At 39.2% G+C, this 22,077-nt stretch carries 22 protein-coding genes and 1 pseudogene; 8 read left to right on the top strand and 15 right to left on the bottom strand.

Going from position 1 to position 22,077, the window contains the following annotated elements; translation table 11 throughout:
* Positions 1–11: 11 nt before the first annotated feature.
* The 4 genes and pseudogenes from AC5EUN_RS08265 to AC5EUN_RS08280 all read right to left on the bottom strand — a co-directional run.
* Positions 12–1,249: pseudogene (locus tag AC5EUN_RS08265) on the bottom strand (diguanylate cyclase domain-containing protein); the annotation flags it as partial.
* A gap of 476 nt (positions 1,250–1,725) precedes the next feature.
* Positions 1,726–2,895, bottom strand: a complete 1,170-nt coding sequence (locus AC5EUN_RS08270; RefSeq protein ID WP_010326640.1) for a fatty acid desaturase family protein — start codon at positions 2,893–2,895, stop codon at positions 1,726–1,728.
* 12 nt (positions 2,896–2,907) lie between these two features.
* On the bottom strand, positions 2,908–3,936 hold the full coding sequence (locus tag AC5EUN_RS08275; protein WP_010326639.1) for a flavin reductase family protein: 1,029 nt from the start codon (positions 3,934–3,936) through the stop codon (positions 2,908–2,910).
* A gap of 227 nt (positions 3,937–4,163) precedes the next feature.
* On the bottom strand, positions 4,164–5,279 hold the full coding sequence (locus tag AC5EUN_RS08280; protein ID WP_010326638.1) for an S-(hydroxymethyl)glutathione dehydrogenase/class III alcohol dehydrogenase: 1,116 nt from the start codon (positions 5,277–5,279) through the stop codon (positions 4,164–4,166).
* A gap of 118 nt (positions 5,280–5,397) precedes the next feature.
* On the opposite strand from AC5EUN_RS08280, the gene AC5EUN_RS08285 reads away from it, so the two are divergent.
* The gene (locus AC5EUN_RS08285) at positions 5,398–6,951 is read left to right on the top strand and encodes a phospholipase D family protein (protein WP_493352251.1); all 1,554 of its coding nucleotides are present in this window, start codon (positions 5,398–5,400) and stop codon (positions 6,949–6,951) included.
* A gap of 258 nt (positions 6,952–7,209) precedes the next feature.
* Positions 7,210–7,647: a hypothetical protein gene (locus AC5EUN_RS08290; RefSeq protein WP_010326636.1), complete on the top strand. Its 438-nt coding sequence runs from the start codon at positions 7,210–7,212 to the stop codon at positions 7,645–7,647.
* 61 nt (positions 7,648–7,708) lie between these two features.
* On the opposite strand, the gene AC5EUN_RS08295 is transcribed toward AC5EUN_RS08290, so the two are convergent.
* The 7 genes from AC5EUN_RS08295 to AC5EUN_RS08325 form a co-directional block, all read right to left on the bottom strand.
* A complete protein-coding gene (locus tag AC5EUN_RS08295; RefSeq protein ID WP_010326635.1) occupies positions 7,709–8,302 on the bottom strand; it encodes a uracil-DNA glycosylase family protein in 594 nt (197 codons plus the stop codon).
* Positions 8,286–9,044, bottom strand: coding sequence for an SGNH/GDSL hydrolase family protein (locus AC5EUN_RS08300; RefSeq protein ID WP_493352252.1), 759 nt, complete (start codon positions 9,042–9,044; stop codon positions 8,286–8,288). Before AC5EUN_RS08300 ends, AC5EUN_RS08295 begins: the two co-directional genes overlap by 17 nt.
* 178 nt (positions 9,045–9,222) lie before the next feature.
* On the bottom strand, positions 9,223–9,546 hold the full coding sequence (locus tag AC5EUN_RS08305) for a pyrimidine/purine nucleoside phosphorylase (RefSeq protein ID WP_010326633.1): 324 nt from the start codon (positions 9,544–9,546) through the stop codon (positions 9,223–9,225).
* Between the two features lie 151 nt (positions 9,547–9,697).
* A complete protein-coding gene (locus tag AC5EUN_RS08310) occupies positions 9,698–10,441 on the bottom strand; it encodes an SDR family oxidoreductase (protein ID WP_005399526.1) in 744 nt (247 codons plus the stop codon).
* Between the two features lie 15 nt (positions 10,442–10,456).
* Positions 10,457–11,155 (bottom strand): histidine phosphatase family protein, encoded by a 699-nt coding sequence (locus AC5EUN_RS08315; protein ID WP_010326632.1) that lies wholly within the window; start codon positions 11,153–11,155, stop codon positions 10,457–10,459.
* On the bottom strand, positions 11,152–12,273 hold the full coding sequence (locus tag AC5EUN_RS08320; protein WP_010326631.1) for a phosphotransferase family protein: 1,122 nt from the start codon (positions 12,271–12,273) through the stop codon (positions 11,152–11,154). The genes AC5EUN_RS08315 and AC5EUN_RS08320 overlap by 4 nt, the downstream gene beginning before the upstream one ends.
* A gap of 96 nt (positions 12,274–12,369) precedes the next feature.
* The gene (locus tag AC5EUN_RS08325) at positions 12,370–13,611 is read right to left on the bottom strand and encodes an acyl-CoA dehydrogenase family protein (protein WP_010326630.1); all 1,242 of its coding nucleotides are present in this window, start codon (positions 13,609–13,611) and stop codon (positions 12,370–12,372) included.
* Positions 13,612–13,705: 94 nt separating this feature from the next.
* Between AC5EUN_RS08325 and AC5EUN_RS08330 the strand changes: the two genes are divergently transcribed.
* Both AC5EUN_RS08330 and AC5EUN_RS08335 read left to right on the top strand, forming a co-directional pair.
* The gene (locus AC5EUN_RS08330; protein WP_010326629.1) at positions 13,706–14,623 is read left to right on the top strand and encodes a LysR family transcriptional regulator; all 918 of its coding nucleotides are present in this window, start codon (positions 13,706–13,708) and stop codon (positions 14,621–14,623) included.
* A 236-nt stretch (positions 14,624–14,859) separates the two neighbouring features.
* Positions 14,860–15,414 carry a thermonuclease family protein gene (locus AC5EUN_RS08335; RefSeq protein ID WP_004979847.1) on the top strand — a complete coding sequence of 185 codons (555 nt, stop codon included), beginning with the start codon at positions 14,860–14,862 and terminating at the stop codon, positions 15,412–15,414.
* Between the two features lie 64 nt (positions 15,415–15,478).
* Here the strand turns inward: AC5EUN_RS08335 and AC5EUN_RS08340 are convergent, their stop codons facing one another.
* The 4 genes from AC5EUN_RS08340 to AC5EUN_RS08355 form a co-directional block, all read right to left on the bottom strand.
* The gene (locus AC5EUN_RS08340; RefSeq protein WP_010326628.1) at positions 15,479–16,081 is read right to left on the bottom strand and encodes a nitroreductase family protein; all 603 of its coding nucleotides are present in this window, start codon (positions 16,079–16,081) and stop codon (positions 15,479–15,481) included.
* Between the two features lie 187 nt (positions 16,082–16,268).
* Complete coding sequence (locus AC5EUN_RS08345; RefSeq protein ID WP_010326627.1) at positions 16,269–16,760, bottom strand: hypothetical protein; 492 nt, start codon at positions 16,758–16,760, stop codon at positions 16,269–16,271.
* A 107-nt stretch (positions 16,761–16,867) separates the two neighbouring features.
* The gene (gene fumC / locus AC5EUN_RS08350) at positions 16,868–18,262 is read right to left on the bottom strand and encodes a class II fumarate hydratase (protein WP_010326626.1); all 1,395 of its coding nucleotides are present in this window, start codon (positions 18,260–18,262) and stop codon (positions 16,868–16,870) included.
* Between the two features lie 111 nt (positions 18,263–18,373).
* On the bottom strand, positions 18,374–19,381 hold the full coding sequence (locus AC5EUN_RS08355) for an NAD-dependent epimerase/dehydratase family protein (protein WP_010326625.1): 1,008 nt from the start codon (positions 19,379–19,381) through the stop codon (positions 18,374–18,376).
* 265 nt (positions 19,382–19,646) lie between these two features.
* Between AC5EUN_RS08355 and AC5EUN_RS08360 the strand changes: the two genes are divergently transcribed.
* From AC5EUN_RS08360 to AC5EUN_RS08375, 4 genes are all read left to right on the top strand, one after another.
* Complete coding sequence (locus AC5EUN_RS08360; RefSeq protein WP_063454342.1) at positions 19,647–19,874, top strand: hypothetical protein; 228 nt, start codon at positions 19,647–19,649, stop codon at positions 19,872–19,874.
* 155 nt (positions 19,875–20,029) lie between these two features.
* Positions 20,030–20,404: a hypothetical protein gene (locus tag AC5EUN_RS08365; RefSeq protein WP_063454341.1), complete on the top strand. Its 375-nt coding sequence runs from the start codon at positions 20,030–20,032 to the stop codon at positions 20,402–20,404.
* A 5-nt stretch (positions 20,405–20,409) separates the two neighbouring features.
* Positions 20,410–20,787: a hypothetical protein gene (locus tag AC5EUN_RS08370; RefSeq protein ID WP_063454340.1), complete on the top strand. Its 378-nt coding sequence runs from the start codon at positions 20,410–20,412 to the stop codon at positions 20,785–20,787.
* 376 nt (positions 20,788–21,163) lie between these two features.
* On the top strand, positions 21,164–21,997 hold the full coding sequence (locus AC5EUN_RS08375; protein ID WP_493352253.1) for a hypothetical protein: 834 nt from the start codon (positions 21,164–21,166) through the stop codon (positions 21,995–21,997).
* The last annotated feature ends 80 nt before the right edge of the window (positions 21,998–22,077 follow it).

A 22,077-nucleotide genomic window follows, 5' to 3' on the forward strand; every position in this document is an offset into this window, starting at 1 on the left:
GTGTCGGCACATTTGAGTAACTCACTGAGGTCATTGGCATCATCTGGATAGAGGCCACATCCAATGCTCATACCACCATTGATGTAGTTCCCCGAAAATGTGATGGGAATCTCGAGTTGTTGCAAAATCTGCTGGGCAATTTGATTGAGCTCACCGATATCCTGCACATTCGGAATAATCACACCAAACTCATCCCCACCAAGACGTGCCAAGAAAGCACGTCCTTCTAAAATTTGTTTTAAACGTTTCGATAAATTCTTAAAAGGTGGTCACCTGCCGTATAACCCAGTGTGTCATTGATGGTTTTAAAGTGATCTAAATCCATCAACATGACGGCTAACTTTTGTTTTTTATCACGTGCACTGCTATACAGTTTTCTGATTTTTTCTTTAAACGCACGTCGGTTATTTAAACCGGTTAACTCATCACGTTCACTGCCTTGTTTTAATTTTTGTTCGGTGAGATATTGCAGCGTGATATCACGTGAAACACATAAAATACTCTGGGTCTTTCCGTCAACATCAAGTACAGGTGTCAGAACATTATCCCAATAATAAACTTTACCATCCGATAAACTCATGCCATTAAAACGGGAAATTTGGCCTTGGCCTGCATCATACAATGCTTTTTTGGCTTTTTTACGCGCCGCAGGAGGCAAAAGTTCGACCCAAGACATACCAAAGTCCTTAACATCTGCACTTCCCAATAACATGACACATGCCGACTTATTCATATGTGTGACCATACCATCTGGCTCAACTACAATAATGCAGTCTACGCTGGCATTTAACATATCCGAATGGGCACGTAACAGCGCCAAAGACTCGATATAAATTTTCATGCCCTGATGAATATCAGTGCAACTCAGTTGAAATCCAGCGGTAGAGCGATCCATTTCACCTTGGACTAAGAACCAATGATACTGGCCCTGACGATTACGAATCCTACAGGTTTTTTCAAATGTGAGCTCGGCAATTATCGGTTGATGCAAAAATTCATCTAATGCTAGTACATCTTCTGGATGAATATATTCGACCAAATTGAAGCTATCTGCGGATAAATCCATTCCTCCGACATACTGACGTAAGGATAAATTTATATATTTGCAGAGGTCATTATGAATCCAAAAAAGCTGAGGAATAATATCAATCAGATGATGGTTTTTTTTTGAAGCAGAACTCTTTCCTGCCCGTTGATCATAAGCAATATTTTTAGATTTATTCTTAGGCTGTGAATGGGTTCGAGACATAATAATTATCTGCAACTTAAACTTGCTGGTTTAGTCCATAACCAGACATATTGTTTAAAAAAGAAATCAAGCAAAGTCATGAAAAACAATGAAAAAACAAAAAAGTAAATATAAGTATAATGACACTGCGTGATTACCATCACAATATGCATCATATACAACTTATATAAGCGTATACCAATGAAAAATTGCAACTATTACACAAATTAGACAAATAACTGAGAGCCGTTTTCAATAGCAAATGAGCATTCATTTGAGCAACACCGAAAAGCTAAACAACTTTCAGTGAAAAACTAATATTAACAATAATTTATTTTAAGTAAATACCGACTATTCACATAATGATTAAATTTAATCCGACTTACACAAAGACATCATATAGAGGGGTTTTACGCCCTACTTTTGTGCAAAAAAAGCAGAAACCTAATGGGTCAATATTATCCAATAAAGTTTCTGCTCTAGTACATGCTTGTGAGCTATGATTTAAAGATTCTTTTCTTCAATAAACTCAGATTGTGTTTCAGAAAAGACTGTGTAGGGTCACTTTTTTCATAACATTCATTTGGCAGTGAGTATTTAGCCAATTTCACCCAAACAGATGAAAACTGTTTGATAAAGCTCGCTTCATTGTAATGAATCCCATACTCTGCACACAGTGCTTTAATTTTGGGTGCGACTTGTGCGTAGCGATTGGCAGGCATGTATGGGAAAAGATGATGTTCGATTTGATGACTCAAGTTCCCGCTTAATATATGCAAGCCCTGTGTCCCACTAAAATTACTTGAGCCTCGAATTTGACGCAGATACCACTCGGCCCGTGTTTCATTGTCGATATTGTCCATTTCAAAGTTTTCAGCGTCTTCGGTAAAGTGACCATTAAAAATCACCGCGGATGCCCATAAACTACGAATAACATTGGCTACTGCATTACCTGCAAAGACTGGCAGTGCATTTGGCCCAGCAATGATGGGGAAAAAGACATAGTCCTTAATCACTTGGCGTTTCATTTTCTGTCTAAAATCATATGACTCTGCCCAAACTTCGCGCCAAGTTTTTGTTTTATAGGCGACCACATCCTCTATATGCAGATTTTGTATACCTACATACCATTCAAAAAACACCATCAATTGTGCAGCTAAAGGTAGATTCAACAAAAAGCGCGGTTCCCAGACCTGTGCATCGCTCACACGGACTAAGCCATAGCCGACATCATGGTCCATACCAACAATATTGGTGTAGGTATGATGGATATAATTATGCGTATGTTTCCAGTCGGGGCCTGTGGCTATAGTATCCCAGTCATAATTTGTGCCATTGAGACTCGGGTCATTCAACCAATCAAACTGACCATGCATGACATTATGCCCAAGTTCCATATTTTCTACGATTTTAGATACCCCCAATAAACCTGTGCCCAAAAGCCATACTGGAGGCAGCCATCCTGCAAACATGAGCATTGCACGTGCGCTTATTTCGCTATAACGCACAAAATTTCGGATTTTGTAAATATACTCAGCATCTTTTTCATTGAGATTTTCCATCACTTCACGACGGATCGCTTCAACTTTCACACCAAACTCTTCGATTTGTGCAGGACTTAAATATTTGGATTTACTGCTTTCACTAAAATAAACGGGAAGATTCATATCTATACCTTCTTAAAGGTTGATCACAACAGGACTAACCGCCTGTGAAATACATAATTTAATTTGTGTGTTATTGTTTTGATCAAGCTCGCCTGTGAGCAGATTCCGCACCACGCCCTGAACTTTTGTACATGAACAAGTATTACAAATGCCCATACGACAGCCATGTGCGGGACGTAAACCCGCTTGTTCTGCACTGTCTAATAAATTGCTTTGGGCTTGAAACTGTTGCTGCGAACGTTGAAACGTGACCACTTGAGCGCTCTGAGTATGATCGACAACAATTTGAAAGTATTCGGTATGCAGATGGTCAACTAAGTCTAAAGCCTGATAAATTTCTGTCAGGCTTTGCATCATATTGGCAGCACCACAGGCATAGCATTCACGTTGTTCAAAACCTTCCACCTTTTGGCTAAGCAAGTCTAGGCTCAGATGTTGTTTATCCAGCAAGGTATTTACATGATGGAATTTAAACTGCGGATAATGTTCAGTAAGTTGTTGCAGTTCTGCATGAAAGGCATCATCCCGCGTAAAGTAAATTAAATCGATATAGGAAACTGTTTGTGGTTGTTTTAATGCAGCCTTAATCAATGCGTAAATTGCGGTAATACCACTCCCCGAGGCAATCATCAATGCAGAGTGAAGCTGACTTTTTAAAACAAATTCACCTTGCGTTTGGGAAATTTCAACTACACTTTTTACAGGCTGTTGAGTGAGTGCATTTGAGACTTTGCCCTGTTGTTTGACAGCAATCACAAGATTGCCATTTTCTAAAATCTCGACAATCGAATAGCTGCGCTGCCAACGTACACCAGCAATGAGTACTGTCACTAAGATACTTTGCCCAGCGTGATAGTCGGTTGCTTTAAAATGATGATTTGGCTGTAACTGCATGTACACAAAGTCATCTGACAAGTGATGCTTTGCAACAATCCGCGCTTTGGCTTTTTTCCATGCCCATAGCGGATTTACTTTTTCAGCCAGAAAATCGATGAAATCTTCACGTACCCATTCAGGACGGTATTCAACATGCTTTCCCATAGTCACCCTCTGCTTTAGTTTATTTTTATACAAGTGTGCATTATTGAGACATCAAGATAAGGTGAGAACCTATTTTCGACTATGTCATAAAAGGACAAAATCTAACGAATTGACATTTTTTATCATTTTTGTCTAACAACATGAACAGTTTTGCCAATTCACTTTTCTTCTAATCAAAAACAAAAAAACCAAGCCGCAGCTTGGTTTTTTAAACATCTTACAGCGAATTAGTCTTCAAAATGAATCACCGTACGGATTGATTTTCCATCATGCATTAAGTCAAAGGCTTCATTGATTTTGTCGAGACCCATAGTATGCGTAACAAATGGCTCTAAACGAATGTCACCAGTCATGGCTTCTTCAACCATACCTGGCAGTTGTGAACGACCTTTTACACCACCAAAAGCCGTCCCTTTCCAGGTACGGCCAGTGACCAGTTGGAATGGACGTGTTGAAATCTCTTGGCCTGCACCCGCCACGCCAATAATCACAGACTGGCCCCAACCACGGTGTGCACATTCAAGTGCTGAGCGCATGACATTAGTGTTACCAATACATTCAAATGAGTGATCAACTCCCCAACCAGTCATTTCAACAATGACTTCTTGTACAGGACGGTCATGATCCTTAGGGTTTACAAAATCAGTTGCTCCGAATTCTGCTGCTAATTTATATTTGTCAGGGTTCGTATCAACCGCAATAATACGGCTGGCTTTGGCTTTTTTTGCACCTTGTACAACTGCTAGACCAATACCACCTAAACCAAAGACTGCAACGGTATCACCCTCTTGTACTTTGGCTGTATTTTTGACTGCACCTAAACCAGTGGTCACGCCGCAACCCAATAGGCAGACGTGTTCAGGGTTAGCATCTGGATTGATTTTAGCCAAAGACACTTCTGCAACAACGGTATATTCAGAAAAGGTTGAACAGCCCATGTAGTGATATATCGGTTGTCCATTATAAGAAAAACGCGTTGTACCATCTGGCATCAGACCTTTGCCCTGCGTCGCACGGACTGCAACACATAGATTGGTCTTGCCTGACTGGCAGAATAAACACTCGCCACACTCAGCCGTATACAGTGGAATAACATGATCACCCGGCTGAACGCTGGTTACACCTTCACCGACCTGAACTACGATACCCGCACCTTCATGGCCTAAAACTGCTGGAAAAACACCTTCAGGATCATCACCAGATAAAGTAAATGCGTCGGTATGGCATACACCTGTATGGGTAATCTTGACTAAAACTTCACCTTTTTGTGGTGGAGCGACATCAATTTCTACAATTTCCAGAGGTTGTCCAGGTCCAAAGGCAACAGCTGCACGTGATTTCATTTTCGCTATCCTTAACAGGTCTTTAACAGATGCGCTACAGTAACCGCTTTTTATTCTCTGTTTCAACCTATAACATGTGAAATATATAACTTATAAAAATTAGGTCTTTAAAAGAAATATGGCGATACTAACTCATTGTCGACCGCTGATTTTGCTTAGCACCGTTTTAACACTCGCGGGATGCCAGCTCGCCCCCAATCAGGCTAAGCCTTCAGCCCCTGTAGAGGTATATGCAGAGCATTGGCTCAATGGTCAAGATGCGTCTACACAGCAAAAACAGGGACTTACGGCTTATTTGGCGTTGTATGAGGCATTTATGAGCATTGCCTCACGCTTACACTTGATACGAGAGGCCAAGCACAGTCTAGATGTCCAATACTATATTTGGGGAGATGACTTTATAGGCCATATGATGTTGCACGAACTGCTGAATGCTGCGGATCGTGGGGTGAAAGTACGTTTATTAATTGATGACCAAAACGGCACGGCACTTGATGAAACCTTCAAAAAGTTGGCCGCTCATCCCAACTTTGAAATCAAATTATTTAACCCTTACAAATACCGCCATTTACGTGTGATTGATTATGCTTTCCGCTTCAATCACATTAACCATCGTATGCATAACAAACTGATCATTGCTGATGGTGCAATTGCGGTAACTGGTGGTCGTAACATCAGCAGTGAATACTTTGATGCCAGTGAAAAATTCCAATTTACTGATTTGGACATTTTGTTTTATGGACAAGCGGTAGAACATGCTAACAGTGTATTTCTAAATTTCTGGAATGATGATTTCAGTTATACAATTCCCCAATTAGTGGGTCGTGGAACAAAAGAAGAACTGGCTCAATTAAAACAGCACTATGAAGCGGATGCCTTAGATAAAAATGTGATTGAACAGAAAATTGATTTGGCTCGGATACAAGTCGATTCAGAGCTAACTAAACATCCTGTTAACTGGGCAAAGGCTCATTTCATTGCCGATTCTCCCAATAAAATTCGCGGCGAAGCAAAGCCTGATGAAATCATTGTCAAACAAATGTTCGATTTGATGGGCAAGCCTGAAAAGCATATGGAGTTGGTCTCCGCATATTTTGTTCCAACCACAGCAGGTGCGGACTACCTTTCCAATTTGGCAAAAAATGGAACTCGAGTTCGAGTCTTAACCAATTCGTTATTGGCTAATGATGTTGCCATTGTGCATGCATTTTATAAAAAATATCGCCGTGGCTTGCTCGAAAATGGTGTCAAACTGTATGAGTTTAAACCTTATATCGAACGAGAGAAATACACATGGTATGAAGTGGTAACTGGCCATGTGATTCCAGCTAAAGGTCGAAGTTCCTCACGGCTCCATGCCAAATTTTTTGATATAGATGGAAAAGTCTTTGTCGGTTCGTTTAACTTTGACCCGCGCTCAGCCCATTTAAATACAGAAGTGGGCTTAGTGGTGGAGTCAGATCAATTGCAAAATGCAATCTCACACAAGTTAGATGAATTTCTCCCGCATATTGCATATGAGTTAAAGCTTAACCCTCAAGGCGATATCATTTGGCTTGAACATCAAAAAGATGGAACTGTCATTGAATATCAAACAGAACCTGAAACCACAAAATTTCAGCGTTTTATGATGAAAGCTGTATCATACCTACCCATTGAAGGGATGATGTAATTACAGGTGGATGACATTATCCATGCTCGCTAATGTAAGATAGCTTTCTGTTTAGGCTGAGTTGTTTTGTTTTTAATCTCAGCTTAAAAATGCTTTAGCTATTACTACTCTTAATAAACGCCATTGAATATAAGACTCGAACAGAATAATTGGCTCTGATACCTAAATTCATTCAAGGGCTTGAAAGGTTTTACTCAGTACACACTTTGATTTAACATGCAGCCCTACTTTTTTATCACTCCTTTATAAAGTTTAGTAATGCAATTTTTTGATTTAAGTCGTCAGTTTAATCTCAGCAATATTTTAACCCCCTACAAAACACTAGAAGATCTTGCCCGACAAGAATGGTTTCTAAGTAAAGTGCGTGTTGAACATGACTGCTTGGTTGACAATGACATGGTTGAAGGACAAGTCGTTTTAAAATCCAATCAAAATATCCAAATTGAACTGGAGTGGCAAATCCAAGATACAGGCCATGAACTTTTGGTTCAGTTTAAAGGGATCGAAACAGCTGCAAGTGAAGAGACTTTTGTTTTGGTGAAAGGTGCTCAATTGATCGATGAATCGCAACAACCACTTTCGGCAGGTGCACTCAGCCTTTGGATTGATGGAACCTTATTTCCTATGCTGCCGCAACTACGTAAACAGATTAAAGCGCGGCTTAATCTCTGGGACTATGTTGAGTACGAAGACTAAAGCAGACCACTATCTACGAATGGTTGGAAGATTCAGTCATGTGGATAATCCCAAAAGTTACCTAAAGTAAGCCTATTTCAGAAAATAAGTTTTGATAAGCCTCAGCTTTTTTCTCTAAAGCCAAAGGATAGGCACGAGAAGAAGATGGCATCCGATAAAGCCTCAGGTCTCGTCCAGCAAAATGTGTCTCGGACTTCATGCCAATTTGTGGTTTTAACGTACCTGTAGGCATAGACAGCATGAGCGTATCAGTAGCTTTATCGCCAGTGGTCATCACACTATGACAATCGGGCATTTGTTCAAGTAAATGTTGTATATTGGTTGGGGTAATAATGTGCAAAAACTTATCTGAAGCATTGCCTTTTTGGCGAATCACTTCATAGGCCGTATCAAAAATCGCAATGCCCCGTTCATTTAAAAATGTACGGATCTGTTGTTCTTTAAATGTCTTCTGCTCGATATTGAGAAAATAATTTTTATCTTGGAAAAAACACAGACCAAATATTTTCCACATATCATTTTGAAAGTTTGGATAGTAAAAGTCCATTTTCCAACGGGCCTTAGGCGGTGGAAAGCTGCCCAGCATCAATAATTTGGCATTAGCTGGCAGGAAAGGTTTAAGTGGATGTTTTTCAATTTCAACTGAATGTGTCATAAGCTATAAAAAATTTGTCTTTATTGTATTTTAAAAAAGATTGGCGTATTTTTTCAGTCACTTGTTTACCCCAATACTGATAAATTTCTTTGCTCGGGTGAAAGCCATCCTCTGCCATATCCAAATTCAGATTTTTAAATTTCTCTAAATCGTATTCAATCCACTCCATCTGATTTTGCTGTGCGACAAATTGACCTAATTCTAAGTTCATCGCTTTAGCATATTGACCGAACAACCATGCAAGTGGGTTTGGAAGTGCAGGAAACTGATCCATCGGGGGAATACCAGATGCAATTGTTAGTTGTGGACTAAACTTATTTTTGAGTATTTGATAAAGCTGCTTCTGTTTTGCGATCCAAGCCTGCGGCGAAGTGAATTTTGTAATGTCATTTACGCCCACAGAAGTAATGATGACATCAAAATGCTGTGTCTCAAGCATTTGGATGGACCGAATGACTTGATCTGTAGTGAAGCCTGTCGTTGCTTGTAAATAAAATTGAATACTAAATTCTGATGACAGTTCTTTTAAAATTGAACCCAATAACGCATCATCTTGAACATTTACACCAACACCCGCCGCCGCTGAATCCCCCAAAATGAGCAAAGCAAGCGACTTACCCACGCCCTTTTGTCCAATGCGCTCTCCTTCGGGTTCAGCCAATCTTGGTGTATTTTTTTTGACGGCATAACCTTGAAATAGAATGACTGGAATCAAAGCCAGGGTATAAATTTTTAATCGCATATTCAGTGACTGGGTCTAAGCTAACTGAGAGATGAAAATAGTATACGTTGAATTGCACCGATACACAGACTTAAATATTTTTCAGAAATATTGCTGCAAAGTAAATAACATAACACCTATTAAATCAATAATTTATAAGACTTAATATTATTCTAACAATTTGAGTCTTTGTCTTCGGCTATTTTTCTAAGTGACAAATATAATCTACAACTTCACTTGCCATCATACTAAAGCGGCTGTTGGCAGGAACATCAAAACTTTCACCTGCATAATACAGAGTCATTTCAGTCTGTAGCCCAATTTTAACTTGGCATTGACCTGAAACAATTTCAATATGCTCCGCAACATGCGTTTCAAACGTCAGCGGTTGATCTGTAGGCAAAATAACCCCAAGGGTCTTTTGTGAACCATCTTCACATTGAATGACATGACTGATTGAGCGCCCACCAAAATGAACATTGGGCTTTTTTCTGACTGAAACAAAGTCGAATTGTGTGGACATCTTGATCACCTTTTTCTTCAATGCTACCTCGATTTTATGACCAACTCATGAATACACTCAAATGATCATCTGGAAATAGCAACATATGTTTAGAAGGCAGTGGCATAGTTAAAAATAAAAAGGCTGATTTACAGCCTTTTTATTTCAATCATTAACCCAGTTTATTGACCAATTTCAGTGGTAAAATTTTCATTGCTAAACCCAGTGGTAACCACGGCCATTTAGGAACATAGGCTTTTACAGGGGCTTTTTCAATTTCTGCGGCCAACAGTCGTGAACCTGTTTTTTCATCCACTTCAAAAGGTAGCGGTTTGGCACCCTCATTAATTTCTGTACGAATATAGCCAGGAAAAATAGTCGTGACTTTAATTGGGGTATTGAGCAGTTCTGCACGAATACCTTCAGCCAAATGTGCAACACCCGCTTTACTTGCACCATACGCTGTCAAATGTTTCGGCATACCGCGGACTGCACTCATAGACGAGATAACAACCAAATGCCCTGCATTTTGCTCACGGAAAATTTCAACTGCAGCTTCGCACTGCGCTAGAGCTGAAATAAAGTTGGTTTCAACCGTGGCTTTATTAATCGCAAAACTGCCTTTACCAATTCGACGTCCATCTCCAATTCCAGCATTTACAATCACACGGTCTAAATGACCAAACTCTTGTTTAAATGCACGAAAAACTTCAAATACTTGATCATAATTGGTCACATCTAAAACTTTAGGGATAACTTTTATTCCATACTTACTTTCCAGTTCCTGTTTTAGGCTTTCAAGGCGATCTAAGCGTCTTGCACAAATTGCCAAGTTATAGCCTTTTTGTGCAAATTCGCGTGCCATACCTGCACCAATGCCAGAACTTGCCCCTGTAATTAAAATTGTTTTAGCCATGTCTTAATCCTGTCCTTAGATCCATGTCAGTAAGTTTGAGTTTTCGGCTTTAATAAAATGATGTTCATTCAGACTTAAAAGCTGCGGTTCATTGCCCACCAGTCGTAATGTGGTCATGCTGCTGTTGGCAATAGCCCAATTAAGCGCAAAGGTTTTATTTGGACTTAAACCCAAAAGTTTGCCTGCAACCACTGAAATTACACCACCTGAAGTAAACACCACAGCATAGCGCGGTTTGCTTTGAGCCAGTTCATCACACAAATCTTGTAAAGCGACTTCAATTCGACTTTTAAACTCAGGCCATGATTCATCGTACTCATGGTGATAGTCGCCACCTGTCCATCGTTCAATTGCCCCTTCAAATATCTTGGCCAAATATGCACGTGGGTTCGACTCTTTAGCCACATCGGCTTTTAGTAAATGTGGCTCGTTAAAACGCGGTTCGTAATGAGCAAAGACTTGCTGATGATTGAACTCATTCCATGCAGAATCTGTTAAGACATCTACTTCAGGAAAGCATTCAGCCAAAGAAATACATGCCGTTTGCTGATGTCGCTGCATGGAGCCTGACACCACCACAGGCGCTTCTTTTAAGATCTGATCAAAATATTGACCCAAAATTTTGGCTTGAAGTTCACCATTGGGAGAAAGTTGATCATAACTTTCTGCACCAAAAGATGCTTGCCCGTGGCGAATGAAATAAATAGTGGTCATTTGCCTAATATTTCCTTCATTTTAATAATGTATTTTTGAGCAACTTCATTGGCTTCAATTTTCTGTAAACCAATCAATTTAAGTGCGCGAATATGGAGAGCGTGAATCAAAATCCAAAAATCTTTGAAAGCTGGGTTATTGGTCTGTTTATGGTGATAGCGATAATAAATTTGTTGGGCAATCACAGCTAAACGGAAAATGCCAAAGACTTCGTAAAAGGTCCAATTCTCGACGTCTAAACCCGTTTTTTCTAAATAATAATCGACCACTTCTTTACGTGTGAACATGCCTTTAAGATTTGTCGGTTGACGACGTGTCGCTTTAAAAAGTGCACTATCCGACTCTTCAACCCAATATGCCAAGGCCGAACCTAAGTCCATGAGTGGATCACCAAGCGTTGCCATTTCCCAATCCAAGACACCAATAATTTGTGTCGGATGATTCGGATCTAAAATAACATTATCAAAACGCCAATCGTTATGAATTACACAAGTTTTTGAGTCTTCTGGAATGTTATCCTTCAGCCACTTACGTACATATTTAAATGAAGGGACGTTAATGGTTTTGGCTTTTTCAAAACGAGCGTCCCAACCTTCCACTTGACGACGGCAGTAACCATCACCTTTACCAAGATTCTCAAGTTCTGTGCCTTGGTATGGCACTTGATGAAGTTCGATCAGTTTATCAATCACATTGATACACAACTCACGAACTTGGGCTTCTTTAAAATCTAGCTCTCTCGGTAAATTGGCACGTGGAATAATGCCTTCTACACGTTTCATCACGTAGAAGTCACAGCCAAGAACAGATTCGTCCTGACACAATGCAACCATTTCGGGAAGTACAGGATAAAAAGGGGTTAAATGCTTTTGCACATGATATTCACGTGCCATGTCATGTGCAGATTTAGCTTTGGTACCTTTGGGTGGGCGGCGTAGAATTAGATCGACATTGTCGTATTTCAATCTATACGTCCAGTTAGATGCACCGCCTGAGTATTGCGTGACTTCAACCTGCCCTTGTAGATCGACACCTTGTGCTTTGAGCCAGTTTTCTACGGCTACAGCATCCAGTTCTTCACCCGCCCGAACTGTTCCACCTACATCAATCGCTGACATTCTTTTTTCCCAAACTCTCAATCTTTTCTTTATAACTTAGAAGATCATCTATTTTTATTTCAAAACAATGAATTAAAGAGATGATCTTCTCCTCTATTATTTTTTACGACGCGTACTATAGCCACGTTTTGCCAGTTCTAATTTAGCAATCATGCCTTTATGGACTTCATCTGGCCCATCAGCCAATCGCAGTGAACGTGCTTGAGCGAAGAAACCTGTCAAAGGTGTATCACGCGACACACCTGCTCCGCCGTGAATTTGAATCGCCATATCGACCACTTTTTCAAGCACACTTGGCGCAACGACTTTAATGGCAGAGATTTCGGTTAACGCTGCCATATTCCCTAAAGTATCCATTTTATACGCAGCATACAAGGTTAATAAACGTGCTTGATCAATTGCAACACGTGCATCAGCCACGCGCTCTAGGTTTCCACCTAATTTTAAAATTTCTTTGCCAAATGCAGTACGACTCATACCACGATCGATCATCAATTCTAAAGACTTTTCCGCAGCACCAATACAGCGCATACAGTGATGAATACGACCTGGCCCTAAACGACCTTGGGCAATTTCAAAACCTTGACCTGCGCCACCAATAAAGTTAGAAATAGGTACACGAACATTACTAAAGCTAATTTCGCCGTGACCATGTGGAGCATCGTAGTCACCAAAGACTGGTAACATTCGTTCTATTTTGACACCAGCCGTTTCAACAGGCACTAAAACCATCGAGTGTTGATGGTGGCGATCTTTCGTTTCATCTGGTGTATGTGCCATAAAAATAATAATTTTGGCATTGGGGTCGCCTAAGCCTGAAGACCACCATTTACGGCCGTTTAACACAATTTCATCGCCTTCGATCACGGCTGTTGCTTGCATATTGGTCGCATCAGATGAAGCAACGGCAGGCTCTGTCATGCAGAAAACAGAGCGAATTTTTCCATCCAAAAGCTGCGTAAGCCACTCTTGCTTTTGAGCTTCAGAGCCATAACGCCACAATACCTCCATGTTGCCACTGTCAGGCGCATTACAGTTAAACACGGTCGGCGCAAGAAGACTTCGACCTGTGAGTTCTGCAATATGAGCGTACTCTTGAACCGATAGACCTTGACCCAATTCAGGACAAGGCAAAAACATATTCCATAAACCCGCAGCTTTTGCTTTGGCTTTGAGCGTTTCAAGTTGTGCGGGCCACTGCCATTTGGTCCAGTCGCCACCTTGGTTCAGTTCATGTACCTCATGCCAAAAGTCTGTTTCGATCGGCTCAATTTCGTTTTGAATAAATTGTTTGGTACGTTCTACATAATCTTGAGCACGTGCTGAAAGTTCAAACATGGCTGCTTCCTTCGATCTATTTTGATATTTTCGCTTTACATCAACATAACCTGAAAACTAATATGAACAAAATGATTTTATTTTATAGATCAGCATGAACAACATTCATAGTAAGTCACCCATTGATATGGGACTTTTTCATCGCATCGATATCAATTTATACCCACTTTTTATTGCGATTTATGAGCAAAAAAGTATTTCAAAAGCAGCTCAAATCTTGTCGATTACGCAGTCTGCTGCCAGTCATGCCTTGCAGCGTCTACGTAGCCATTTAAAGGATGATTTATTTGTTCGCTCTGGCAGCCAAATGCTTCCAACACCTTTTGCAGAACAAAATTATCTGATTATTAAAAATGCTTTAATTGCAATCCAAAGTATTTCCATGCAGCAGCAAAGCTTCGACCCGAACATGGTTCAAAGCCTAAAAATTGCGATTCATGATGAAATAGAACCGATTGTTTTCCCAAAGTTAGTCGCTCACTTTCAAAAACTTGGATTAAGTATTCAGTTTATGAGTAGTAAGCTTGACCGTAAAACAGTAGATGCTGATTTAGTTTCTCAACAAATTGATTTTGTGATTGATTTGGAACAAAACTTTGGCGATAAAATTCAATTTGAGAGCTTGGTCAAAGACCAGTTTGTGGCTTGTACTCAGCTCCAGCAAATCAATGCTGAATTGTATTTGGCTGCACCGCATATTGGTGTGTCATCAAGGCGAACTGGTGTTTTGGTTGAAGATGTTCATTTAAATCGTAAGCAACTGTCTAGGCAGGTTTTTTTGCGTTGTCAGCACTATTCCACTGCGCTACAAATTTTAGAGCAATATCCAAATGCAATTTTAACGATTCCTCAAAATATTTTGAGCCATTTGCATGTTTCCCCTCTACTCAATATTTTTGATGTTCCTGTGAAACTGCCGCAGATGAATATTGGAATTTATTGGCATAAAAATTTAACTGAAAATAAAAGACACCATTTTTTAAGGAACGAAATTTATAAAATTTTTGCTTAGGCTATTTTTTTATCTCATAAATCCGCTTAGGCTATTGCTAGATAAATTATAAATTCACGCAACTCGACTAGTTATTGGCTTTTTTACTTCGTTAAAAATTTGTTCCAGTTTACTTGTTTAATTAAACATCTATTTTCTTATGAAAAATAAACACTTGGTATCACTTAAAGCATTTTAAATAGTGTATCTGCCATACAATGTCTTTTTGATATTTTTATTTTCTATTGCTCTCCTCTATGTTTGATCACCTGTCCAATAGCTGGCTCATCGGTATTGGCTTCGTCCTTTGCCTGATACTGGTATTTACTTTTTATAAAATACAAAATGCTCTCAGCCAATTTCTCCATCCCTTTAAAAAAGGTAAAACCTATTGGTGTCGAATTACGGCTATAAGTGATGGTGATACGCTAACATGTTATCGCTTTAACTTTCGACGCTCTGAAACCAAATTACGCTTTGCCTATATTGATGCGCCTGAGTCCACTCAAAGCTATGGGCCTGAATCCAAACGCTTAATCAAAAAAATGGTTTATCGGAAAGTGGTTCGTGTTCGCATTACAGACATTGACCGTTACGGTCGTTGTGTAGGTGAAATCTACCGTTTTCGGAGAAGTATGAATGAGGAGATGGTTAAACGTGGTGCAGCATGGGTCTATGAGGACTATATTAAGGATAAAAAGCATTTAAAACATATGAATGCTTTACAAAGTCATGCGAAAAAGCACAAGAAAGGTTTGTGGCGCGGCACCCGCCCTATTCGCCCGAGTGACTACCGCAAAATGAAGAAGTAGTCGACCTGTAAAAAACTCAGCCTAAAAAAAGCCGCTCCATCGTGTAGAGCGGCTTTTTGATTAATTATTTGAAGACTTTAAAGCGTACAGCATCATCCACAAAGCCTTTTTCTTTGGCTTCCCCCTCAACCGAGCCGAAGACCAGTTGTGCACGCAGTTTCCAACTTGCAGGCACATTCCACTCAGCATGGACTTCTTCATCTACAATTGGATTGTAATGCTGTAAAGATGCACCTAACCCTAAGGTATGTAATGCAGTCCAAGTTGCAAACTGTGCTATTGCAGTTGAATGCTCTGCCCATACTGGGAAATTTTCAGCATAAGATGGAAATTGCTCTTGTAGACCCTGAATTACATCCAGATCTTCAAAAAATAAAACTGTACCTACACCTGCTGCAAAACTGGCCATTTTTGCCGTTGTTTTAGCCGCACTTTCTTCATCTTTAGCATAAGACTTCAGTTTTTCAGCCACAAAAGTCCAGAACTTTTCATGTTGCGTATTAAATAAAATCACCGCCCGAGATGACTGTGAATTGAACGATGATGGGCTTTGTTTAATGGCAGTTTGAATCAAATCAGTTAAAAATTCAGGGCTGTACTCGACCTTTTTACCAATGGCATAAATGGTACGACGCTTTGTGATTAAGTCGATGAACTGATTTGACATATTATAAAATCCTTACGGCTATAGTGTGAATGATGACGCAATGTATCAAGCAATATTAATTCCAATATTTGACCAAATAATAAAATTTAGTGCTTTAGATGCAGTTTAAATACTTTCTTATGCTCGCAAATACATAGTTTTGCTATCGATATAAAAAATCCTCCATTTGGAGGATTTTTTGAATGACTTAAAATTTAGCTTCTAAGACTTGAGTGGAAATTTTATTTTTCCATAAGTCACGAAGAACAGGTAAATAGAACTTTTCACCCAGTTCAACCAATTCTGCATCGATCAATGCATGAATCTCATGCATAAATAAATAATCAAGTTCAACTGTTTTCAACTGTTGCTGTGCTTTTGCAAAGTCTTTGCGTTTTTGTTGTGCACGTTTCACTAGAGCATCGGCAAAATCTTTATCTTTAAACTGTTTGATCGCGTTTAAGCGTAATTCAATCACGCCCCAACCACTCAACAACAGTTTGAAAAGTTCAAAGTCAGTCGTGGTTGATTCCCATGTCATTTCTTCAAGATTTTCATTTTCAGGTAGAACAGGAAGTAATAACTCCATAACACTTGGGAAAATCTTTTTGAAATTTAAAACAAATTTAACAGGATGTTCACCCGGATAATCGTTAAATTGCACGTTTTTCTGAACATCTGTCAAATAAATATCAAGCATGGTAACTCATCAGCAGTTTATCTTTAGTCGACCATTGTACCGACTTCACCCAAAGATAAAAACTGCTGATGTTCATTTGCTCTTTAGTTGAGCATCTGGACCAAGGGCTATTTTACATTTGGGGAAATCATTTGCTCTGGACGTACCACTTCATCAAACTGCTCAGCCGTGACTAAGTTCAACTCTACGGCCACCTGTTTTAACGTTTTCCCTTCTTTATAGGCTGTTTTGGCAACTTTCGCTGCATTTTCATAGCCAATCACTGGGTTTAAAGCCGTAACTAACATCAATGAGTCATGTAAGAAGTGATCAATTTTTTCACGGTTTGGTTCAATACCCACTGCACAGTGATCATTAAAACTATTACATGCGTCACCCAAAAGCTGAATCGACTGCAACAAATTAAACGCAATCACTGGCATGAATACATTCAACTCAAAATTACCCGATGCGCCCGCAACATTAATCGTGGTGTCATTGCCTAAGACTTGAGCCACCACCATGGTCATCGCTTCACTTTGAGTCGGGTTCACTTTCCCCGGCATAATACTTGAGCCTGGTTCATTTTCAGGAATACGTAACTCGCCAAAACCACAACGTGGGCCACTTGCCAACCAGCGAATGTCATTGGCAATTTTGTTCAAGCTTACCGCAAGCGTTTTTAATGCACCTGAGGCAAACACTGCTGCATCACGCCCAGCCAATGCTTCAAATTTATTTGGTGCAGTCACAAAAGGTAGCCCTGTCAACTGTGCCAGTTGCTCTGCTGATTTTTCTGCATAATCAGGATGAGCATTCAATCCTGTACCTACAGCCGTTCCACCTAAAGGCAGCTCATACAAGCCTAAAAGTACTTGTTGTAAACGCTTTAAGCCGTGATCGAGCTGAGAAACATAACCGCTAAATTCTTGGCCTAAGGTTAAGGGTGTCGCATCTTGTAAATGAGTTCGACCAATCTTAACGATGTCTGAAAATGCTTGAGACTTTGCAGCTAAAGTATCTCGAAGCTGTGTCACCGCAGGAATCAGTAATTCATTGATCTGGATACTTGCTGCAACATGAATCGCCGTTGGGAACGAGTCATTGGTCGACTGAGCACGATTTACATGATCATTCGGGTGTACAGGTTTTTGTGCGCCTAAAGGATTGCCGAGTTTCTGATTGGCGATATTGGCAATCACTTCATTACAGTTCATGTTGCTTTGTGTGCCTGAACCAGTTTGCCATACCACCAAAGGAAACTGACTATCCCACTGCCCTGCAATCACTTCATCCGCAGCACCGACGATGTATTGCGCCAATTCTTGTGGAATTTGGTTGAGCTCAGCATTGGTTAATGCTGCTGCTTTTTTCACTAAGCCCATGGCACGAATCATTGGACGTGGTAGACGTTCACTGCCAATTTTAAAGTTTTGGAAACTACGCTGAGTTTGAGCACCCCAAAGTGCTTCACTCGGTACTTCAACTTCGCCCATCGTGTCATGTTCAATACGTGTTTGCATTTTAACCTCTTCCTTTTTAACTGAATTGCAAAATGATTATTTTGCGCTTGTTTTCCTTATTTTAATGATTAAGCAAAAATATGTAAATGATAATTGTTATCAGTAAATTAATTAACGGCCATCTAAATTTTGTTGGTAGAAACGCCATCCATCTTCAAGGGTCTGTTCTAAACTGCGCTTCGCTTCCCAGTGTAAAATGTTTTTCGCTTTACTACACTCGGCTGCGACCTGATCTAATTCCACGATGTGCGAATCCTTCACATCGACTGTAGCAATATCACTTTGCGTCACGCTTTCAACTTTTTCAATCAACTGCTGTATCGACACACTTTGACCTGCAATATTAAAGGCTTCACAAGCAAACTGTTGGGTGCTTAACCATTGTAACGAAGCCGCAATCGCATCACAGGCATCGAGGATATGTAAAAAACTACGCTCTACGGTATGGTCTGTGGTTTGTGCACTTTTTCTAAGTTCAATATGATCACGCTGTTTTGCAGCGACTTGCATCAACAGTGGAATAATATTTTTCGGTAAAGGCGGGAATAGTTCTCCGAGCATCGCATTTTCAAATGCACCAGCGACATTGCCCATTCTTAAAATTGCAATTTTCCATTCATTATCCGTTTTTGCTGTATCTCGAATAATTTCTTCGACCATTTGCTGCGACTTGATATACGGGTTTGGATAGCCGAAATTCAGCTCCAAATCTTCTTCTAGATGTAGGCTGGATTCACCATAGACCGCAAGACTGGAAAGATGAACCAAAGTTCGGACACCTGTGCGCTGCATGGCACGCAGTAAACTCATGATACAACTGACATTGTCATTATAGTATTCCAAAGGCTTCAATACAGATTCTTCAAGCGATTTAAAACTTGCTGCATGCACCACCGCATCGATGGAATACTGCTCAAAAACTTTGTTTAAAGCAGGCGTATTTCGTATATCAATTTTGACAAAAGGCACGTACATGCCACTAATAAATTCTAATCGTTCAAGAGTTTGCAAGTTCGCATTGGATAAATTGTCTACAATAATGACCTCTTGCCCATGCGCCATAAAGCTCAAAGCAATATGAGAGCCTATAAAGCCTAAACCACCAGTCACTAAAATCATTGTATAGATACTCCCTATAATAATCAGCAAGTTGCATATCATTGGTGTATTTTTGGTGTTGCAAATGAGTTATCCACAGATATTAAACGCAAAAAACCGACTCAAAATTCTCTTGAGTCGGTCAATCTGCAAGAGCACTATATCATCATTTTAAAGGTTCGGAATATTGAATGTGTTACAGTTATAGCTATGTACTGTATATCGTTTATGAAAAGAAAAAACTTATTGAATAAATTGTGAGGTTTGTGATTTGAGGGGATGTTCAATGGCCTACATCACCAAAGATGGCAAGTGGCTTGCCTATCGAGATGCGACACAAGAAATACTGGAATACGATGATTTTTCAGATATACAGCAGGTGTATCAGCCTGAATGGTTTTGGGTCGATAACAAAGATGACGCCAAGGTGTTTCATGCGGAAAGTATAGCAAGTTCATTTCTAGTGCGTAGGCGTGGGGAGTTTTGGAAAGGTGCTAAGGTTGTAAGGAGGTAATCTGTAGGGCCAATAACTTTTATCAAAGTAGAATAGTTATTCCATTTAGCCAAAATATCAATCAATTTATACCGATATTCCATTTATTTCCAAAATGTCTAAATTATGAAAATAATTTAATCTATAATGCGAATGTCTCAAACAAAGTAAGAGCCATGGAAAAGTCAACAATTCAGAAATATATTAATAATTTCAGAAGACACCTAAGCAACAGATTGCGTGCTGGTATTGGTATGAAAGCATACATATATCCTACTGATCATGAAGGCGTCGTTTTAGTCTTCCAATTGGGAAAAAATCTTGAGAACGATGATGTGTACAAAAAAACATTTAGTTCTTTAAATGAAGTTCTTGCAACAAAAGTTAAACAAAATGCTTTTGGTGGTGATCTAGCTAATGTAACTTTCTCAGGAACCAACACTATTTTAGAGAATGACAGAATTATTTTCATTAAGGATGATTCTCTTAATGAGTGGACTGATGAAGCTGCAAAAAAAGACATCAACAAATTATTTCATTCAAACAGATAATTTAAATGAAACTTAAGTCAAAAAACAACTCCGAACTCGAAGGCACACCTCAAGAAATTCACGACTTTTGCCAAAATAATGGTTTAAACTTTGATAATTTTTTTGTTGAACCCATTTCAAAAAAATGGCTTACAGGTGCTTGCATTCTTTGGGGTATATTACTCTTAGTTGCTATTTTTCTACCAATAGCTGAAATTAAATGGAGAACACTTTTACTAATATTAATGTGTGCTAATTCTTTGGGAATTGGCTTGATAGTAAAACATCAATTCAATCAGGATTATACTATCATTACTATTTTTCTAGTAATCTTCTCATTAGTTGCGGTAGGGTTTGTGCCAGTTGAAAAAATGTTTGAATATATAAATAAACTAAAACCATAATAGTAAGGCATTGTGGTTTTAGTTTAAAAAAGCATCATAATGTGTGAGCTTACAGTAGGATGGACAGCAAGTTTTATTCAGGCCATACCTCACTCAATCGTTCGACATCAATTGCGTGCCCATCTGCTTTTTCTGCCACACTTCGATATTCTGCTGTGCAAGCTTCGAGTAACTCACTGTTGGTAATGGTGTACTCAATAATATCGAATGTCAGGTGACCCTATGAGTTTAACGCAGAATTATTTTAGCTGAACTGGCATATTGAGTATAAATGACGAAAAAATTTGTTTATAAATTAACTACAAAGAATTGGTTAGAATTAGTACACTAATACCGTTTTCTATAAGACTTTGACAACACACTAAAGAGCTTCTGAATGAATATAAAATTTACTTTAATAAGCCTAACTACTTGCCTTGTAATGACTGGATGCACCACATTAGATAAAGCAATTTTAGGAATGCCACTTGAGAGAACAATTACCCCAGAAAGTGTAAAAAAATATAATTCACCTCAAGAATTGATTAATGGTGAAAGGCTTAATGGAGATTCGGCTGGTGTTGGTCGATTATATAGACCTAATTTAAATCAAGTAATAATCCCTTATAAATATTTTCAGTCATTATGTATTGCGCAAGGTGGAAGATTCTATCCAATTTTAATCAAGAACTCTCCATATATTGGAAGTTATGAATGTCAAAATAATAAAAATCAATGGGCTGTAAATATCGAGGAAACTTCACGTACTACAGATGGAATATATTTATCATCAAATGTTTTAGATAACACGACATTACGTATATATAAATCGATTAAAGAAGATAATGAAAAAGAAAAACTTAAAGTAATTCAAGCACAAAAAACACGTGAAATTGCAGCTCAACAGCAATACCAACAGCATTTGCTAAAGAATGCACCTAAAGCTAGTGATATTGGGGCTACTGTATGTAAGGACACGAATGTTAATGAATACACTGGAATGATTGTATTAGGTCAACCACAATATAGAGAAATTCAAAATGCTCGGGTTATTGCTAATTTAGAAAGTATGGGTAATGGTAACCAAAATATTAAACTTAATATTAAAGGATGGTTAAATCATAATGGCGGCATAAGCTCAGGTCCTGGTGTGGTTTACAATCAGACCCCTTTGGAATCAGGACGTGTAATATGGGATAACAAGAAAGATTGGTATAAGTGCAATTATTAATCAATATCTCTCATAAATAAGCCCTCACTTAAGGGCTTTTCAATTCACACATTGCACACATACAATGACATGCACCTTTG

It is taken from the genome of Acinetobacter sp. CAU_H_S170_2 (assembly GCF_058890445.1).

Bases quoted from the DNA above. Each gene is read 5' to 3' on its own strand.
- AC5EUN_RS08270 (WP_010326640.1), bottom strand. From the start codon at position 2,895: ATGAATCTTCCCGTTTATTTTAGTGAAAGCAGTAAATCCAAATATTTA.
- AC5EUN_RS08275 (WP_010326639.1), bottom strand. From the start codon at position 3,936: ATGGGAAAGCATGTTGAATACCGTCCTGAATGGGTACGTGAAGATTTC.
- AC5EUN_RS08280 (WP_010326638.1), bottom strand. From the start codon at position 5,279: ATGAAATCACGTGCAGCTGTTGCCTTTGGACCTGGACAACCTCTGGAA.
- AC5EUN_RS08285 (WP_493352251.1), top strand. From the start codon at position 5,398: ATGGCGATACTAACTCATTGTCGACCGCTGATTTTGCTTAGCACCGTT.
- AC5EUN_RS08290 (WP_010326636.1), top strand. From the start codon at position 7,210: ATGCAATTTTTTGATTTAAGTCGTCAGTTTAATCTCAGCAATATTTTA.
- AC5EUN_RS08295 (WP_010326635.1), bottom strand. From the start codon at position 8,302: ATGACACATTCAGTTGAAATTGAAAAACATCCACTTAAACCTTTCCTG.
- AC5EUN_RS08300 (WP_493352252.1), bottom strand. From the start codon at position 9,044: ATGCGATTAAAAATTTATACCCTGGCTTTGATTCCAGTCATTCTATTT.
- AC5EUN_RS08305 (WP_010326633.1), bottom strand. From the start codon at position 9,546: ATGTCCACACAATTCGACTTTGTTTCAGTCAGAAAAAAGCCCAATGTT.
- AC5EUN_RS08310 (WP_005399526.1), bottom strand. From the start codon at position 10,441: ATGGCTAAAACAATTTTAATTACAGGGGCAAGTTCTGGCATTGGTGCA.
- AC5EUN_RS08315 (WP_010326632.1), bottom strand. From the start codon at position 11,155: ATGACCACTATTTATTTCATTCGCCACGGGCAAGCATCTTTTGGTGCA.
- AC5EUN_RS08320 (WP_010326631.1), bottom strand. From the start codon at position 12,273: ATGTCAGCGATTGATGTAGGTGGAACAGTTCGGGCGGGTGAAGAACTG.
- AC5EUN_RS08325 (WP_010326630.1), bottom strand. From the start codon at position 13,611: ATGTTTGAACTTTCAGCACGTGCTCAAGATTATGTAGAACGTACCAAA.
- AC5EUN_RS08330 (WP_010326629.1), top strand. From the start codon at position 13,706: ATGAACAACATTCATAGTAAGTCACCCATTGATATGGGACTTTTTCAT.
- AC5EUN_RS08335 (WP_004979847.1), top strand. From the start codon at position 14,860: ATGTTTGATCACCTGTCCAATAGCTGGCTCATCGGTATTGGCTTCGTC.
- AC5EUN_RS08340 (WP_010326628.1), bottom strand. From the start codon at position 16,081: ATGTCAAATCAGTTCATCGACTTAATCACAAAGCGTCGTACCATTTAT.
- AC5EUN_RS08345 (WP_010326627.1), bottom strand. From the start codon at position 16,760: ATGCTTGATATTTATTTGACAGATGTTCAGAAAAACGTGCAATTTAAC.
- fumC (WP_010326626.1), bottom strand. From the start codon at position 18,262: ATGCAAACACGTATTGAACATGACACGATGGGCGAAGTTGAAGTACCG.
- AC5EUN_RS08355 (WP_010326625.1), bottom strand. From the start codon at position 19,381: ATGATTTTAGTGACTGGTGGTTTAGGCTTTATAGGCTCTCATATTGCT.
- AC5EUN_RS08360 (WP_063454342.1), top strand. From the start codon at position 19,647: ATGGCCTACATCACCAAAGATGGCAAGTGGCTTGCCTATCGAGATGCG.
- AC5EUN_RS08365 (WP_063454341.1), top strand. From the start codon at position 20,030: ATGGAAAAGTCAACAATTCAGAAATATATTAATAATTTCAGAAGACAC.
- AC5EUN_RS08370 (WP_063454340.1), top strand. From the start codon at position 20,410: ATGAAACTTAAGTCAAAAAACAACTCCGAACTCGAAGGCACACCTCAA.
- AC5EUN_RS08375 (WP_493352253.1), top strand. From the start codon at position 21,164: ATGAATATAAAATTTACTTTAATAAGCCTAACTACTTGCCTTGTAATG.